The organism is Peribacillus aracenensis, assembly GCF_025175645.1.
GTDB classification, from domain to species: domain Bacteria; phylum Bacillota; class Bacilli; order Bacillales; family DSM-1321; genus Peribacillus; species Peribacillus aracenensis.
The window spans coordinates 79,058-96,492 of record NZ_JANZMJ010000020.1 but is presented as its reverse complement, the minus strand read 5'-3'; the positions used below and the strand labels follow the sequence as shown (position 1 = coordinate 96,492).

At 37.9% G+C, this 17,435-nt stretch carries 17 protein-coding genes; 12 read left to right on the top strand and 5 right to left on the bottom strand.

Features of this window, described 5'->3' with window-relative positions; all coding sequences use genetic code 11:
• The first annotated feature begins 401 nt into the window (after window positions 1-401).
• Both N0M92_RS18930 and N0M92_RS18925 read left to right on the top strand, forming a co-directional pair.
• Window positions 402-1,556, top strand: coding sequence for an MFS transporter (locus tag N0M92_RS18930; RefSeq protein WP_260287304.1), 1,155 nt, complete (start codon window positions 402-404; stop codon window positions 1,554-1,556).
• Window positions 1,557-1,909: 353 nt separating this feature from the next.
• Window positions 1,910-2,224, top strand: coding sequence for an MTH1187 family thiamine-binding protein (locus tag N0M92_RS18925; RefSeq protein ID WP_260287303.1), 315 nt, complete (start codon window positions 1,910-1,912; stop codon window positions 2,222-2,224).
• Between the two features lie 366 nt (window positions 2,225-2,590).
• Here N0M92_RS18925 and N0M92_RS18920 read toward each other — a convergent pair whose 3' ends face one another.
• The 3 genes from N0M92_RS18920 to N0M92_RS18910 all read right to left on the bottom strand — a co-directional run bounded on the left by N0M92_RS18920 (window position 2,591) and on the right by N0M92_RS18910 (window position 4,262).
• Window positions 2,591-3,043 (bottom strand): hypothetical protein, encoded by a 453-nt coding sequence (locus N0M92_RS18920; protein ID WP_260287301.1) that lies wholly within the window; start codon window positions 3,041-3,043, stop codon window positions 2,591-2,593.
• Between the two features lie 180 nt (window positions 3,044-3,223).
• Window positions 3,224-3,694, bottom strand: a complete 471-nt coding sequence (locus N0M92_RS18915; protein WP_260287300.1) for a hypothetical protein — start codon at window positions 3,692-3,694, stop codon at window positions 3,224-3,226.
• Window positions 3,695-3,866: 172 nt separating this feature from the next.
• Window positions 3,867-4,262: a winged helix-turn-helix transcriptional regulator gene (locus N0M92_RS18910; protein ID WP_260287299.1), complete on the bottom strand. Its 396-nt coding sequence runs from the start codon at window positions 4,260-4,262 to the stop codon at window positions 3,867-3,869.
• A 276-nt stretch (window positions 4,263-4,538) separates the two neighbouring features.
• Here N0M92_RS18910 and N0M92_RS18905 point away from each other — a divergent pair, with 276 nt between their 5' ends.
• The 3 genes from N0M92_RS18905 (at window position 4,539) to nhaC (ending at window position 7,968) form a co-directional block, all read left to right on the top strand.
• Window positions 4,539-5,414 (top strand): SDR family oxidoreductase, encoded by an 876-nt coding sequence (locus tag N0M92_RS18905; protein ID WP_260287298.1) that lies wholly within the window; start codon window positions 4,539-4,541, stop codon window positions 5,412-5,414.
• Between the two features lie 149 nt (window positions 5,415-5,563).
• Window positions 5,564-5,788, top strand: a complete 225-nt coding sequence (locus tag N0M92_RS18900; protein ID WP_260287296.1) for a hypothetical protein — start codon at window positions 5,564-5,566, stop codon at window positions 5,786-5,788.
• 758 nt (window positions 5,789-6,546) lie between these two features.
• A complete protein-coding gene (gene nhaC, locus N0M92_RS18895; RefSeq protein ID WP_260287295.1) occupies window positions 6,547-7,968 on the top strand; it encodes a Na+/H+ antiporter NhaC in 1,422 nt (473 codons plus the stop codon).
• A gap of 93 nt (window positions 7,969-8,061) precedes the next feature.
• Here nhaC and N0M92_RS18890 read toward each other — a convergent pair whose 3' ends face one another.
• Window positions 8,062-9,321, bottom strand: coding sequence for a TroA family protein (locus N0M92_RS18890; protein ID WP_260287294.1), 1,260 nt, complete (start codon window positions 9,319-9,321; stop codon window positions 8,062-8,064).
• Window positions 9,322-9,423: 102 nt separating this feature from the next.
• Here N0M92_RS18890 and N0M92_RS18885 point away from each other — a divergent pair, with 102 nt between their 5' ends.
• On the top strand, window positions 9,424-10,533 hold the full coding sequence (locus N0M92_RS18885; protein WP_260287293.1) for a mandelate racemase/muconate lactonizing enzyme family protein: 1,110 nt from the start codon (window positions 9,424-9,426) through the stop codon (window positions 10,531-10,533).
• Window positions 10,534-10,547: 14 nt separating this feature from the next.
• Window positions 10,548-11,276 carry a GNAT family N-acetyltransferase gene (locus N0M92_RS18880; protein ID WP_260287292.1) on the top strand — a complete coding sequence of 243 codons (729 nt, stop codon included), beginning with the start codon at window positions 10,548-10,550 and terminating at the stop codon, window positions 11,274-11,276.
• 528 nt (window positions 11,277-11,804) lie between these two features.
• Here the strand turns inward: N0M92_RS18880 and N0M92_RS18875 are convergent.
• Entirely contained in the window at window positions 11,805-13,139 is a 1,335-nt protein-coding gene (locus N0M92_RS18875) for a helix-turn-helix domain-containing protein (protein ID WP_260287291.1), read from the bottom strand.
• Between the two features lie 369 nt (window positions 13,140-13,508).
• Between N0M92_RS18875 and N0M92_RS18870 the strand changes: the two genes are divergently transcribed.
• From N0M92_RS18870 to N0M92_RS18850, 5 genes are all read left to right on the top strand, one after another.
• The gene (locus N0M92_RS18870) at window positions 13,509-14,021 is read left to right on the top strand and encodes a flavin reductase family protein (protein WP_260287290.1); all 513 of its coding nucleotides are present in this window, start codon (window positions 13,509-13,511) and stop codon (window positions 14,019-14,021) included.
• Window positions 14,022-14,102: 81 nt separating this feature from the next.
• Window positions 14,103-15,566, top strand: coding sequence for a 4-hydroxyphenylacetate 3-hydroxylase family protein (locus N0M92_RS18865; RefSeq protein WP_260287288.1), 1,464 nt, complete (start codon window positions 14,103-14,105; stop codon window positions 15,564-15,566).
• A 28-nt stretch (window positions 15,567-15,594) separates the two neighbouring features.
• Window positions 15,595-16,185, top strand: coding sequence for an FAD synthetase family protein (locus N0M92_RS18860; protein WP_260287286.1), 591 nt, complete (start codon window positions 15,595-15,597; stop codon window positions 16,183-16,185).
• A gap of 30 nt (window positions 16,186-16,215) precedes the next feature.
• The gene (locus tag N0M92_RS18855) at window positions 16,216-16,647 is read left to right on the top strand and encodes a RidA family protein (RefSeq protein ID WP_260287285.1); all 432 of its coding nucleotides are present in this window, start codon (window positions 16,216-16,218) and stop codon (window positions 16,645-16,647) included.
• A gap of 94 nt (window positions 16,648-16,741) precedes the next feature.
• Window positions 16,742-17,431, top strand: a complete 690-nt coding sequence (locus N0M92_RS18850; RefSeq protein ID WP_260287284.1) for a DUF1028 domain-containing protein — start codon at window positions 16,742-16,744, stop codon at window positions 17,429-17,431.
• The last annotated feature ends 4 nt before the right edge of the window (window positions 17,432-17,435 follow it).

Sequence of the window (17,435 nt, the reverse complement as noted above, 5' to 3'; positions counted from 1 at the left end):
TTTTATGTCCCTCTGTTCCTTCAAGATATCTCTGTACCGCTTGTATTTTTTGTTGTGCTGTAAATTTGGCCATAAAGAAACTGCACCTCCAATTGATAGATGTGTCTAACAATTGGGGTGCAGTTCAGTCGAGGATGTTTTTTTATTGGAATAAATACATATGACAAAAACTGTGATGTTTATTCCTGTAGAATGACAATAAAGTCATTTAATTTTAAATAAAGCTGTTAAAAAATTAGCTTGTTTATAAGGAGAGGTTCTGATATGATAGTTTGATAAATTTTTTAAGGGGTTTAGAGAGGGTGAGTCAATTGACTAAAAACCTTAGACAATTGAAAAATGTTTCGGTGTTCCAAACGCTTCTAACTTAGAAAAATAATTTAGAAGCGAGGAATAATTATATGAAAAATCAAAGAATCTTTAATAAATCATTTCTTTTTTTATTTATAAGCAACTTTTTAGTTTTTATTGGGTTTGAAATGTTACTGCCTATTTTGCCTGCCTATTTGTTAAGCATGAATGCATCTTCCATTCAGGTAGGTCTAGTCACATCATTATTTACGATAGGTGCTGTTTTAATCAGGCCTTTTGTAGGTTACTATTTAATTGATAACCAGAGGAAAAGTCTGGCCATTTGTGCAAGTGCAGCTTTAATGATCATTACAATGCTATATCCGTATCTTAATATTATATGGCTTCTTCTATTGTTACGGCTTTTCCATGGTGCTGCTTGGGGGGTATCAACCACAGCTAATAGTACAATAGTAGTGGATTTGATTCCTAAGACACGCTTAGGAGAAGGGATAGGGTATTTTTCTATATCCACAACGGTAGGGGCTATCATTGCACCAAGTATAGGTATCCTTATCTATGACTCTTTTTCCTTCGATATTTTAATTTGGTCATCAGTAGTACTGAGCTTATTGGCGGTAATTGCGCTTCAATTTGTAAATTCACCTGCTAATGTAAAGCGTAAGAAGAAACCATTTCGCTTTTTGGATATGATTTATGAAAAAGACGTATGGTTCCCAGCATTACTTACCGTTATTACAACACTAGGTTTTGGGGCTATCATTACATTCTTGGTTCTTTTTGGTAAACAAAAGGGAGTAGATCATATTTTTCTATTCTTCCTTATCAATGCAACTGTATCAACTTTACTACGTCCGTTTACAGGAAAATGGTATGACAAAAAAGGACCTTGGTCTATTATCATTATCTCAGCTTATTTAGGATTTTTGTCACTTTTTATCCTGTCTTATACGACAAATGATATTCAACTTATCATTGCGGCGATTTTATTTGGGGCAGGGTATGGAACTGTCATGCCATGTTTACAAACGTGGACAGTTCAAAAAGTAAGAGAAGAAAAAAGAGGTGCAGCCAACGCAACCTTTTTTTCCAGCTTTGACGTTGGTGTTGGAATTAGCGCATTTTTATTAGGCATTTTAGCTGAATGGATTAGTTTAGAGATGATCTTCAGGTTTGTTAGTCTAAGTTTTATTGTTGTTGCAGTTTTAGTCTATAAGGATTATATAAATAAAAGTAAGGCATAAATAAATCGATCTAAAACAAATCCACCTCTATTTTTATAGAGGTGGATTTGTTTGCTGGAATTATAATACCAATACGGCTAACTGGAATGCATCTAGTTCCACTCATAAGCATATAAGGATGTATTAAAAAGGCAGCTAATGACCTAGTCAGCAGGACAAGTGTTAAGAATCAACGATTCTACAGTAATTTTCTTACCAGCAGAAGTGCTTTGATTTACGAATCTAAAGCTTAAAAGCTCTTATCAAATTTCACAGGTGCGAAGTTTAAGTTATAATAGTTAAAAACATCCGTCTATATAAGATGGATGATGTAAGCTTATTGATTAATACATAAAAAGGATTGGTGAATAAGAATGGCAATAGTTGATGTAACGGTTATTCCTGTAGGTACACAAACTCCAAGTGTCAGCAGTTATGTGGCAGATATTCAAAGAGTATTAAAGCAATATGAAGAAAAGGGAGAAATCCGTTTTCAACTGACTCCCATGAATACAATCATTGAAGGCGACCTTCCTAAGTTGTTTGAAGTGATCCAAGCGATGCACGAAGTACCTTTTGAAAAAGGTCTTGCTAGAGTTTGTACGAATATCCGAATCGATGATCGTCGTGATAAAGAACGCAAGATGGAAGACAAAGTAAAGCGAGTGAAGGGTATACTTGAGGAATAGTGAAATGTATAAAATGGCATTAGGTCAAGAAAATAGTTCAATTATACAAACACCTCGATTTTCGTAGATATAGTGCCGTTTTCGGAGATATATCCTGAATTTCGCAGATATATTGTGTTTTTCGGAGATATATCTTGAATTTCGGAGATATAGTTCTGTTCTTCTAGATATTTCCCTAGTTTTGTGTGATTTTCAATTAATGTAAATTTATTAATGACTTTGAAGCCTTGGTATTACTGATTTCTCAGTTCCCAAGGCTTTTTTATTTGAAAGGGAGATTTCATACATTTGTATATTATATTTTGCATAGGTGATTAGGTAGTGATAAAAGGTTCCAAAAAAGATATAAACAGTTGTTTAGATAATTTATAAGCGTTCGCCATAAAGTTCCTTTTCTTCATTCGGATGAAAAAGAGTGAATCCTTTTGAACAAAAAACAAACCTTCTATCTATCTCGAATCCAGCCTTGTTCAAAATTTCAACAGTTCCATTCGCACCATTGCCAGCATATCCGCAACTGCAACCGGATAGGTGTAGCTCATTTCCTTTTTTGTCTATAAGGATGAGATCACTATCGAGCAAAAGATTGTCTTTATTAATTTCTTTAACAATTTTTGCAATTTTAAAACGGTCAAAATGATCTTTAACTGCTTCGTATAATGCAATACTTTTATAGGTAATACCGCGGTCTTCACCGTAATCTTTTATGACGAATACTTCCCGATTGTATGGTTTCTTATATAGATTGTACTTTTGGTAAGTGACGTCATTAATTTTATAAATTAGTGGACTATTACTTTCCAGTTTTTGATTAAACATTATACCCCTCCTAAATAGTTAGTTTATTAATTTTATTAGGAGAAAAAGAGATTAGTACCAAGAACGTGTTAAGAGGGCAAATTTTTTCATTTTTGATTCTCGTTTAATTAATATGGATGGAGCCGGTAGGAGGAAGTGAAATGGTGAAGTCAAATTAAAAAGCACCAAAATAGGTGCTTCCTAGTTATATATCTTCTTAAAGTAATGAACAAACATAATGTTCATGATAATTTCGACTATAGCATTAATGCTTACATCGATAATATTAGTTTCCTCAAGTGAATGATATGGGGCAAATAAGACAATATAAATAGAGCCAAGGATAGTTAAAAGTATGGTCCATAAGCTGTTACGTATAAATAGTGGAATCATTAAGCCAAAAAAGGGCAAGAAGAAATCTAATTCCTTCCTACTTCTCTTCTTATAAATACCGACTAAAAGATAGATTGCAATCACATTGATAATAATAAATAAAATTAGATCAATAACATCATATCCATTCCTAGATGAAGTGTTATAAACTCCAGGCAGTGAAAACACTGTAAAAGCAACCAGTACCCAAAAAGTTATACTGTATCTTTTCTTTTGTTTTCCAGTTATTGTTCCTTCCTGTAAAGCTATTACGAGTTTGTTAATATTCCAAATATACATGGTTGTCTCCTTTTGTAGATTATCAGACTAATTATAGAGCAGGGTCTACGTAAAAACCATTTTTATTAAAATCCCCTTTCCATACTCATTACATCTTTCGAAACATAAAAAAATCCGGATAATGGACACTTTTTTATGTGTGTCCATTATCCGGAGTATAATTCAATTTATACTATAGCTCTTCTTTATTAACATGGGTAGAGTAGTTTTGTTCACTTTGTTTTTTTTTCATATATTTTTTTCCCCACTCTCCCATAATGTCCAGTACTGGGATGATGCTTTTCCCTTGTGGTGTTAGCGAGTATTCTACTTTAGGAGGAACTTCTTTATACACTTCTCTGTGAACGATACCATCCTCTTCCAATTCTCTCAGCTGTCTTGTCAATATTCCTTTTGAAATGCCCGGTAACAACCTTTGGAGTTCGTTAAATCTTCTTGTTTGTCGACTTAGATACCATAAAATGATAATTTTCCATCTTCCGGCCAATACATTTTGAGTAAGTGTCAAAGAGCATACTTCTTCTTGTTCTTCAGGAGGGGGTTCTCCTTGAAAATTAAATCGAGCCATTGATTGTATTTTCCCTCTCTCTCTTAATGGTCCTATTTTTGTGACTATGTCATTAAAAAATGCCTACTTTTATTATTGTGACCGTGGATATAGTATATACCTGTACTTAATAATTCAACAAGTATACGGATAAGTGAAGGGAGGTATATCAATAAACTTAAAAAGTTATTTTACTATGTTTATCGATACACATTATTTAGGTTTTTGATTAATGAATTATTTAGATTGCTAGTATCGACTTTTCTAATACGGAAAAAATGAATTGGAGGGAAAAAGATGAAAATATTAGTTACTGGCGCAACTGGAAAATTAGGATCAAAAGTGATGGAAACTTTATTAAAAACTGTACCAGTGAGTCAATTAGCAGTTAGTGTTCGAAATCTAGAAAAAGCAGAAGGATTACGAGCTCGGGGAGTAGAAGTTCGATATGGAGATTTTGATCAACCAGAAACATTAGATGCTGCTTTTTCAGGAATTGATCGACTTTTAATTATATCCACTGTTGGGGATGATGAAACAGTAATAAGACAGCATGCTAATGCCGTGGCTGCTGCTCAGCGTAATCAAGTTAAATTCATTGCTTATACTAGTGTAACAAATGCAAGTGAAAGTAACTTATTCCTTGCCCCAGCTCATCGTGCAAGAGAAGAAGCTATTTTGAAAACAGGTATTCCATACTCATTTTTAAGAAACAATTGGTATTTGGAAAATGAAATGGGGAGTATACAAGGTGTGATGGCAGGAGCACCTTGGATTACATCTGCAGGAACAGGAAAGGTGGGCTGGGCACTTCAACAAGATTATGCGGAGGCAGCAGCAAATGTCTTAACCGGGAGCGGACATGAGAATACTGTATACGAGCTTTCCGGCAAGCTTATGACTCAAGAGGAATTAACATCTGCTCTTGGAACTGTATTAGGAAAAGAAGTACCTGTACAACAAGTCGATGATGCGACGTATACCGATATTATGAAAGGTGCAGAGGTGCCAGAAACCTACATTTCTATGCTCGTTAACATGCAAAAAGGCATTAGGGATGGTGAATTAGAAATACCGAGTAATGATTTAGAAATATTACTTGGTCGCCCTTCTACACCAATAAACGAGGCTTTGAGCCAAATTATTAGTCAGAGCATCCAAACAGGAAAGTAAGTTTAATCAAAAAGACCTCCTCATATTTAAGAAGCTTGTTATGCCCGATACTAATAGAAAGCAGTTTTATTAAAGTAAGTAAGACATGATCCAAAGAATATGACAACCCATCATTGTCATACCCTTTAGAAAAAGATAAGGGTGTGACAATGCTGAGTAGGAAGAAAAACAACCAAATCGTTATTTATGTAGTAAAAGGCTCAACAATTAAAAGGTTTTTAATCCTAGATCTAATTATTGGATCAGGAATTTTTTATGTGGTCAAATTCATTTCTTCAAGCTTATTAATAGCGAGTGCGAGCAGTTTTATTGGAACAGAAGGAATTAAAAAGGCACCGAAAGTTCTAAAAAATGCAATTGGATTAATAACCTAAAGACTAATTCATTCCACAATATGGAGTGTTGTTTAACAGGAAGTAAAAGGAGAATGCATATTATAAACGTCCGATATGTATTCTCTTTTTTTATTCATTGGTTGTAGGATTGTAGGGCCTTTTCAAACAATTGATTATGTGTATTATCCAAATGAAGACAATGATCAAAATGCATTTCCAGACAATAAAATACATATCAATTCGACAATCCAAAAACCGCTGGATATGGATATTCTAAGCCATTAATAAAATTAAAGTTAAGGTAGAATAACTTTGAATTTAATTTAAGGAAAAGAAAACGGCTGAAAAGACTTTTGTTACCCTGGTAGATAAAATCCTTCATTGGATATCCGTGAAATAAAAATGAGAAAAGTCGTTCCGGGATTTAGCCAAATAACGGTTTTGTGATTCAGAGAAAGACCCTTCCAAAAGAGTTATGGAGGGTTATTTGGCATGGCCAAAAAAGTACTGAAAAAGGAAATGCATCTTATTTAAGTTGGGCTGGGTGGTTGCCATTTGGTTTTTTTTCTTTTAGTCAAGAGAAGTCTTGGACTACAGTTGTTACTGTAGTTCTTTTAGTAACTGTAATGGATTTCTAATGCTTTGTTAAAGAGAGCTAATCTTCAAAATATTAATTGACGGTTATTCGTAGAAATATTATGATAATTCTATTAACGGCTATTTAGCGACAAGTCTTTCGTTTTTAAATAGTCATCAAATAATAGAGTCATGAAAATTAATCACAAAGGGGATGCTTTATGAAAAAAGAAATGTCATTCGGTGTTGCAATAATACCGCTCATCGTCATGATCGTAATGATGGCAATTACGGTGGTCTGGCTGGAACAGGGTCCGCATATTCCACTTATTTTAGGCACATCAGCTGCTGCTATTGTTGCTTGGAGTTCAGGTTATAAGTGGAACGAAATAGAAGAGTCTATGTACAAGGGAATACGTCTCGCCCTGCCAGCAGTCGTCATCATTATTCTAGTAGGGATGACAATCGGGGCTTGGATGGGCGGAGGAATTGTTGCCACCATGATATATTATGGTCTTAAAATCCTCACTCCTTCATTTTTTCTTGTTAGCATCTCCGTTATTTGTGCAGTGGTATCATTGGCAATCGGCAGTTCTTGGTCAACGATGGGGACAATCGGTGTTGCTGGTATGGGGATTGGTCTAAGTATGGGAATACCAGCACCAATGATTGCGGGGGCTATTATTTCAGGCTCATATTTTGGTGACAAAATGTCACCGCTTTCAGACACGACCAATCTTGCATCCGGACTTACAGGAACAGATTTATTCGTACACATTCGCCATATGCTTTACACGACGATTCCAGGATTTATAATTGCCTTGGTTATATACGCCATTCTTGGGAAGGATTTTGGTAAAGGAGATATGAATGCTGAGAATATTGAACAAACGATGCGTGTACTGCAGGATAGCTTTGTCATTTCTCCGTTTCTATTGATCATTCCGTTAATCGTCATTATTCTAGTTGCTAAAAAAGTTCCAGCCATTCCGGCATTGATTATTGGGGTGTTGCTCGGCTTCTTATCACAAATTTTCATTCAAGGAGGCAACATGGCTGATGCAATAGCAGCATTGCAAAGCGGCTTCGTGATTGATACGGGCAATAGTATGGTCGACAAGCTGTTTAACGGCGGCGGATTGGATTCAATGATGTACACCGTGTCCATGACGATCGTTGCAATGACATTTGGTGGAATCCTTGAAAACACAGGCATGCTTCAAGCGATCGTAAAGCAAATATTAAAATTCGCAAAAACATCGAGAAGCGTCGTTGCGTCAACAGTTTTATCATGTTTTGCGACGAATGTAACATGCTCAGAACAATATATTTCCATCGTCATTCCTTCACGTATGTATGTAAAAGCTTACCGAGATAAAGGACTTCACTCGAAGAACCTATCCCGTGCACTTGAGGATGGAGGAACATTGACTTCAGTATTTGTTCCTTGGAATACTTGCGGAGTATTTATCCTTGCAACACTTGGTGTGCATGCATTCGATTATGCACCATATGCGATTCTGAATTTTATCATCCCAGTTATTTCTATCATTTATGCGATGACTGGCTTTACCATTACGAAATTGACAGAAGCCGAAATTCAGAATATCAAGAAAGAAGAGGAAGCAACTTTACCTATATGAAAAACTTGCCAAATTTAAATATGACCTGCAATAAATCAAGAGACCTCGAGCGAAGAAAGGTTCCTTCAAAAGAACCTTTCTTTACATTTAAATCTAGTATACAGGCAAATTAAGTTCATAAACAGCTCTGGGGCGTCCCTTCGAATAGGTCATTTCTTCGCCGACGATGGTGACATGCCCATGATCGGATAGCTTTTTTAAAATTCTTTCTGTAGTACGACGGGTCACCTGTAAATAATCCTCTAGTTCAGCAGCCGTGAATTGGACGGATTGGCGGGAATGACTGAACTGGATGATTTTAGATATGTTTGCAGGACTCAATTTTGTCTGTTTGGCAACCTGAAGTAGTTCGGGATGATCGTTTTTCAAGCGTTGCTGTCTGGTTTGCTGTGGAAACGGTCCAAGCAAATCTTTGTCTTCCGTGAGAATGTATCCGCATTTGTACTCACTATGTTTTTCAGCAAATCCGAGGGCAATCTTTGCATGACGATCTGCATCCATAATGGTTGAACCATATCCGAAACCAACTTTACTCTTCTTCTTGAATTTGTCAAAAAAATAATTCAGGCCGTTTTTCTTTATCAACGATTCGATTTCACCACGAGTGCTGTACAGGATGAAGTGGAAGTCTTCAAGAAGCTGGACCGAGGCTTGTATTTCATGTGCTAAACCATCTACCAGTTCATGAGCGTTCGCTTCATCCGATATGACATAGCAAACGGCAATCTGTGAAGATCTGCTTTTAATTAGTTCTGTATTAGCTCTAATATCCTGCAGCGCTTTAAAGATGGAGCTTCGGGGATCAACCATGCGCATGGCAGGTACCCCAATAAGTTGCAGTTGATCAAATACAGAATGGATGCTTGTTAATGCAAGATCAATGAAACCCTCCTTCCAAAGTTCATGATGGTAAGAAGTGATCAGTGAAATATCAAATGAGTCATTCAGCATCTCCTGATAATCCATGATATAGCTCGGGTCCATCTCGATTTCGAGGTCAGTTAATACGTTCTTTACGATCAAGGCGTTGCTAACATCGACGGAAATTCGATGTGGAGAGATTTTTTTATGATAAAGCACGGATAGTAAGGAAGAAGTGACCGACATTTCATCTTGTGCTAAATAAAAAGAAGGAATCGGAAGGTGCTCATGATATTTTTTTGAAAAGTAGTACGGCAACGCCCCGGAGAACAACACAGCATCACACGGCTTGAGTTTCTTAACAAGCATACCGGCCTCAGTAGGTTTCTCATATACATAGGCGTCGAAATCAATTCCAGTAATTTCGGATGTGATGGATTCAATTCTTTCCATAAATTCAGTGGAACCAATGACAGCAATTCTTGTATTCATTGTTAACCTCCAAGTGAAACAGCTAATGGATTTAATAACGGTTTATTAACGACAACTATATCAAACTCGTACAATCTTGTGAATTGAAAGGGAGTATTAGAAATGAAAATTACAGCGATCCACCTATATGCAATCCATCTGCCTCTTAAAGAGCCCTTTGTGATTAGTTACCATACTTACGAATTTATGCCATCAATCATTGTCAAAATTGAGACGGATGAAGGGTTTGTTGGGTACGGGGAAGGTGTCGCAGACGAACATGTGACTGGTGAGATTCTGGAAGGGACCTACCAGGTGTTGAAAAATACGTTGGGACCCATACTGTTAGGCAAGAATCCATTTGAAATCGAAAGGCTTCATGATTTGATGGACAAAGCGATTTATGGAGCTCCTACAGCTAAGGCAGCCATTGACATTGCTTGCTTTGATATCATGGGAAAGAAGCTGGGGCAGCCAGTCTACCAGCTAATCGGGGGACGTTATCATGATGAGTTTCCAATTACCCATGTCTTAAGTATAGCTCCTCCTGAAAAAATGGCCGAAGAAGCGGCAGTTATGGTCGAGCAGGGCTATCAGTCATTTAAAATGAAGGTTGGCACCAATGTCAGTGAAGATGTGGCACGCATACAAGCTGTCCGCGACCGTGTAGGTGATAGTATCGCTATACGCGCAGATGTTAATCAAGGATGGCGGAACAGTGCGGTAACTCTTGTAGCGATTGATCAATTGCTTGAGTGCCAGCTTGATTGGCTTGAACAACCGGTAGCTGCCGATGACATCGATGGGATGGTTGAAATAAAATCGAAGTCTACGATTCCGCTGATGATTGATGAGGGATTAAAGGGCACACGGGAAATGCGCGAAATTATCCAGAAACGAGCAGCTGACAAATTGAATATTAAACTGATGAAATGCGGTGGTATATATCCGGCAATAAAGCTAGCCCACCAAGCAGAGCTTGCTGGGTTAGAATGTCAGATTGGCTCAATGGTAGAATCATCCATTGGTTCTGCAGCTGGCTTCCATGTTGCATTTTCAAAAAAGGTGATTACAAGCGTGGAACTCACTGGTCCATTGAAATTCTCCAAGGATGTAGGGAATCTTTATTATGATGTCCCATATATTAGGTTGAATGAAAAACCAGGATTAGGTGTAGCGATAAATGAAGAAACGCTAGTTGAATTAACAGTTTTTCAGGATGTCATCCAATAAAAGGGGGAGCAACTTTGGAATTGATTTGCGAAGGTACCATCAGTAAGGATAAAAATCATAAACGCTATGAGGTCAGAAAATTAGTGTTGGAGGATTTAACCGATATTTTACAAGTTCAAGAACAGGTCGTTCACCATTTGACCGATAAAGGTGTACTTCAACCGCTTACTAAGGAAGAGTTTCAATATATTCTAGAAGGAAATGGGCTCATGATTGGAGCATTCGTTGGTGAGGATCTCATTGCATTCCGGGCGTTGCTGGCTCCGCCTATTGATGAGGAACATCTAGGGAGAGATTTCGGAATGATGGAATACGAGCTGTCGGAAGTGATTTATCAGGAAATTTCTAACGTACTGCCTGCATACAGGGGAAACAAACTGCAACAAACACTTGCAACGTTGATCATGAAGGAGTTGAACAAGCAGGAGTCGCCTTACCGATATGTATGCTGTACAGTTGCGCCTTTTAACATTCCCAGTTTAAAAGATAAATTTGCCCAAGGAATGGAAATTGTGGCGTTAAAAGAGAAATATGGCGGGCAATTGCGTTATATATTTGTCAAGGAATTGTCTGAAGTGGACGCATCTCCATGGCAGGAAATCCAGATCATTGAGATGAATGATATAGCATCCCAGCAAGGAATTATCGCAAATGGTTGGCGTGGATTTAAAATGGAAGAACAGGAAGGAAAACAGTTAGTCTTTTATGGTAGTAGGCATAATAGGAAAGCTGCCAATAGCTAGCGAGTTATTATAATATCTTTGAGTCGGAAAGAGCAAATACATTGCTCTTTTTCTTATTTTGGCCAAACTTTGCGAACATGACATTATTTGGCTACCCTAAACTATCAACTTTAAAAGATAATCGGAATTAGATAGGTGGGGGGACTAAGTTGTTTTTACCTACCAAACCCAGTAGGTAATTTTAAACGCCCTAAATGGCTTTTAAAACCTTAGACTAAAGTGGGTCTATATAAAAGTTAAATCAATAATATTGATTGGATCGCCCGCGGAAAGCGAGTGCCTAGAGGCAACATTCAAATTGTACAAACCGTTAAAAAGCTGTAGACAAACTCGATTATCGAGTTCGCCTACAGGCTGAAACGCTCTAAATGGCGTTTTGTTAATGGAAGGGTTTATCTACAAGATTTCTTGAATCTTTAAAAATACAACACACAAAACTTCCGAATTACTATTTGAAAGGACATTTAGCTCCTAATCTAATTTGAAATGTAAGATGGGGGAATTCCACCCTTAGGAATATGGTGCCCTCTATTTTTCACCGGTATATTCCGTTGTAGTCTCCAATTCACTATTAACTCGATATATCTTTCTAGGTCTTCCTTTAGCAGTAGGTGCTTCTTCACCAATTATTTCGGCAATCTCCTGCTCAACTAAACCATTAAGAATTCGCCGTGCGTTCCGAGGGGTCATTTTTAACCATTCAGCAAGAATTGATGCTGTTATAGAGTGGTTCCCTGTTCTTTTTTGTACAGACAAAATCTTGTTAAGTGTTGTAATCGTGACGCCACACTGTTTAAGTTTTTCACTGATTTCCTTATTCTCCGTTCGATAGCCAAAAGAAATGCTTTCTTGTTCTTTAAGAGGACCTTCAATAATCCCTCTATCATCTACAAGGAATGCACAAAAAGAATCGTAATTTTGTGCATGATTTAAAGCAAGTCGTGCATTTTCCTCCGCAGCCAATGCAGTTTCCCCATAGCCGATCCCAACATTCGATGGTAATTCCGATATTAAAGCTAATTTTTCCAAAAGATCTCCAATTTGTTGCCCTGTTTCTTTTATGGAACCTCTCGTGGAGAAAATTACAAATGTTCCAACCCCAAGAGGTACAAAAGTGCCGAAAATCGATTCGGAAAAGTTTAATACGGCATCTTGTACTTTTAAGTTCAAGCGATGTAAATCGTAGGATATGGTGTGGTGATTCATGTTTGTATCCATATTCTCTACTTTGATAAATATAGCAGCAATTTGTGATTGTTTAAAATGAAGGGTTTCCCATTTTTGGATTGCTGTTTTTAGCGTTTCACGTATGTTGCTACGTGTAGGGGTAACTCGATAAACAGGAATTCCTTGTAACTTCAATTGTTCGTATACAAAGTATAGACAAGTAATGCAAATATCAACTTGTCCCTCTTTAAATAGTTTTTGATGAAATGCAAGAAGATCCTGGAGAGTAGTATCATGAAGATATTCATGAACATGAATATCTTCATATGAAATGCCCAGATCATGATATGTCTCATATACATCACTTTCTTTAAGCAAATCTATACTCATCCGATTGAGGCTTTTAGAATCTTTATAACCTACTTCCACCAACGTTTTTGTTAAGCTTGCTCCATCTAAGTTAAGATAAAAAAAAGGTTGTTTGGAACCGCTTTTTTCAACAAAAGGATAGAGGGCTGGACCCGCAAAAATCCAAAGGTCGACTAACTGTTGATTTTGTTTCACGATATTTGTCGCCTCTTCAGCATTTTGATATCCAAATGGAATCGGGTACAGTCTGTCGGAGTATTCTTTTGCAATATCGCATATTATCTGTACATAGTCACTTGGACCAACAATTCCGGCTTTTATTTTCATAGTCGAACACACCACCTAATAGAATAACTTGCAAATTTTTCAAAAACGTTATGTATTATATAGGGAAATATATTAATTAATCGATTAATTCCAGCATTTTGCTTACCTAATTTGTTAGGGTTTTCTTTAATTGATTATAACAATTATAGTAAACATTAGTATATATGTTGAATGAATTGCTCTATTGAATCAAGCAGCATTTCTGCCTTTAAAAGAAAAAGAAACGGACCTTTAATGGATGATCAAGAAAAATAAAATTATAAGAATTGTTAGAAAATTCAGTTGACATTTCGCTGGATTTTTTTTATGATTTATTTAAGGAACACATTGAGAATAATTCCTTAAATAAAAAAGGGGGATGCATTTCATATGAGTAATAACTCTTCTCGGGATAATCAATCGTTACAGTTAGTGAGTCCTGAATCGTTTAGAAATGTAATCAGTCATTTCACCAGCGGAGTATCGATAATTACAGTAAGGGAAAATGAAATAGATTATGGGATTACTGCCAGCGCAGTTAGTTCCGTGTCTCTTGAGCCTCCAATGCTACTTGTATGTGCCAATAAAAATACAGGTACATGCCATGCTATTTCGAAAGCGGGTTCATTTACTGTAAACATTCTTGCTGAAAACCAGGGGGAGCTTGCGATGCAGTTTGCCAGGTCGAACACTGAGAAGTTCAAAGGTGTGGAAATGTCCTATGGCGAACTGGGTAACCCCGTTTTAAATAACACACTTGCCCAGATTGAATGCCGGGTGGTGGAAGAAGTACCAGGAGGTACTCATTCCATCTTTCTGGCGGAGGTTCAAAAAGCCCATGCACTCATAGGGGACCCGCTCGTGTATTTCAAAGGAGAATTTGGTTCGTTCAAGAAAGCTTAAAACCCAAGGGAAACAAGCTGTTTGTCTAAGTCCTTTCCAAATGAAAATTGGATAACAAATCATCTAAAAGGAGGAAATAGTATGGCTTTAATGACTGGTAAGCAATATCGTGAATCATTGAATGACGGCAGGGAAGTATTCATCGATGGGGAAAGGGTCAAAAATGTAGCTGAACACCCATCATTTAAACCGATAGTTGATGTGAAAGCAAGAATGTATGACATGGCCTTTGAACCTGAAAATAAGGAGAAGTTAACAACTAGATTGGAAGATGGCGAAGTCGTTTCACGAGCGTATAAAGCTCCAAAGACTAAAGAGGATTTAACTGGAATCCGTAATCACGTGGAAACCGTGCTTGATGATCTTGGCGGAGTGGTATACCGTGTTGGGGATGAAACGATAGGTGAAATGTGGTCCTTATATGACGCGCAGGATAAATTAAATGAAATTAACCCTACTTATGCGAAAAATATTGCGAATCATATCGATCGAGTGGCAAGAGAAGATTTGTTCCATGTTTCCGCTAATACGGATCCAAAAGGTGACCGAAGCAAACTTTTTAGCGGAAAAGATGGCGGAACCCTGCTGCATGTTGTTGAAGAAAACGATAAAGGAATTGTTGTAAAAGGTGCGAAGTTTGAAACGGCTGCCGCCTATGCTCACCAGGCATTCGTTAAACCGACTATCTTGAATTGGGAAGCCGGAGAAGAAACTATGGCGCCATTCGCATGTGGATTCATCGCTGATATGGGAGCTCCCGGATTAAAGCACATTTGCCGTACGTCCCTCGGGACAGGAAAAAATGATACAGATTATCCGATCTCTACAAAATTTGAAGAAATTGATACATTGCTAATATTCGATAACGTACTAATTCCATGGGAAAATGTCTTGTTCCATCGTTCATTAGCCTCTGCTGCGTACATTCGTGCCACACTGCATAGGTATTCTGCCTTTAACTACGTCCTAAGAGTATTGCGCAGAGCAGATTTTTTGCTAGGAACAGCTTTATTGAACGTTGAACAAACAGGTTTGACAAAACTGCAGGCAGTAAGGGAGAAAATATCTCAGCTTATTAATTATCGTGAAGGAATTAATGCTCATTTAACAGCAGCTGTTGCAAATGCGGAAGTCAGCCCCGGCGGATTAATGATGCCAAACCAATCTCTTCTGTACACTGGCCGTGTATTTGCACTATCTAATTTCCCGGCGATGGCGCATTTAACAAGGGAACTCGTAGGAGGGCAACTAGCCGTTACACCAGATTCCGAAACGTTTGCTGATCCAGCGATTCAAGAATATGTTGATAAGTATTATTCCGTTGGTGAGTGGAGTGCGAAAGAAAGAGGAAAATTACTATACTTTGCGAGAGACCTCTTGAATTCCTCTTACGCCGGGCATAGAACTACCTTTGAATTGTTTGCTCAAAGTCCTCCATTTGCTCAACAGATGTCAGTTTTCAATAGCTTCGATATGGAAGCACAGCGCGAAATGGTTCGTAAAGCAGCGGATTTAAAAGCGGCTATTACTGTTACTAATCAGTAATCTTGAATATAGAAAGGGGAAGTTTTCATTGGAAATACATACACAAGGTTCCTTACAGCTTTCTGCATCAGTTCTATCGATTGGTGCACTCGACGGCATCCACAGGGGGCATCAAGCATTGCTATTAAAGGCAAAAGAACGGGCCATGAAGCTTGGAGTTCCTTTTGTTGTATATACTTTTGATCCTCCTCCAAAAGTCTATTTTAAAGGATGCCAACTGTTAATGTCAGTGGAAGAGAAGCTTCAGCGCCTCAAAATGCTAGGAGTTGACCATGTTATAGTCGGTCCATTTGATGAAGCGTTTACTCAAAAGGAAGTTCCGGTATTCATTGAAGAATTAAAAGAAATAAATCCCATTGAAATCTGGGAAGGCCCTAACTTCTTATTCGGGAAAAATAGAAAGGGCACCATCGAAGTATTACGCCGCTATTTTAAAGTAGAAGTGTTACAGCCCCTGACATGTGAACGAGGTGAAATGATCTCTTCTTCACGCATTCGCAAGCTTTTGCAACAAGGAAACTATCCTCAGGCAAAAAAACTGCTAGGGGCCGAGTGTTTTACGATGATTTCAATGTGTGAGAACCTATATGCCAGAAAAAATAGGTTGGAAATTCATTAATAAAATAAGATGCAAGGGAGAATTAAGAAAATGGAAATTAAAAGATACCGTAAATTTGAAACGAATAAATTTTATCCAGCTTATATGGGGGAGGAATCTCATCACGTAGCAAATGAGTTCTCTATGGTTGTTCGTGCTGGAAACCGTATTTTCATGAGAGGGCAAACTGCATTTGATCTGGAAGGTAATTTTCACGGGGAGAATGATGTTACTGAACAGACAGAGAATGCTTGTCGCTGCATCAAGCAGTTGCTTGAAGAAGCAGGGGGGAAAATGGAAGACGTTTGCAAACTCACAACTTATGTCACTGATCGTTCCTATCGAAAAGAAGCCTACGCTGTTATTGCTAAGCATTTTAAAGGCGTATATCCAGTTAGTACAGGACTTGTCGTCAATGGGCTGGCTCTTCCAGAAATGCTGGTGGAAATAGACGTCGAAGCAATTATTAGCGGTAAGGAATAAAGGGATATATCGAATATAAATTAAATGAATGGAGCAGCAACTATTGAAAAGAATCATGCTTGTTGCTCCTTATTTTCTCAAGGGAGGATTAAAAATGAACATAACAAGTACGTTTTCCGTGGCAGGACGTTGCTCTTCAACTGGGGCTTTAGGAGCTATTGTCACTTCCAGCAGCCCCGCTGTTGGGGCAAGATGTCCCTGGGTCAAATCAAATATAGGTGTCATCCTGACGCAAAATGTCACAGATCCCAGACTAGCAGACATAGGACTTTCAGCTTTGGAAAAAGGTTACGGAGCCCAGGCGTCAATACGGACAATGGTGGCTGCTTCGGACTTTCCTGATTTTAGACAGCTGGCTGTTGTCGATGCCAACGGGGAATCAAGCGTGTTTACAGGTGAAAAAGCGCTTGGAGTGCACGGGGACTATTATGCTGATAATGTTGCCAGCATAGGTAACCTGTTAAGCAATCCAGAAATCCCAAAAGCGATGGGCCAACATTTTCTTGAACGGAAGGACCTTTCTTTACCTGAGCGGTTAATTTCAGCTCTTGAACTCGGTTTTAACATGGGAGGGGAGCTTGATCAAGAACATTCTATTGCACTCTTGGTCTATCATCCGGATACTCCGTTTGCTTATGTAGATCTGCGTGTTGATTATAGTGATGATCCACTAAATGATTTGAAAAAACTATGGGAGATTTATAGTCCGCAAGCGGAAAATTATAAATCTAGGGCAATTGAGCCGGATCTCGCACCTTCATATGGGGTAAAAGGTGACGAATAAAAGA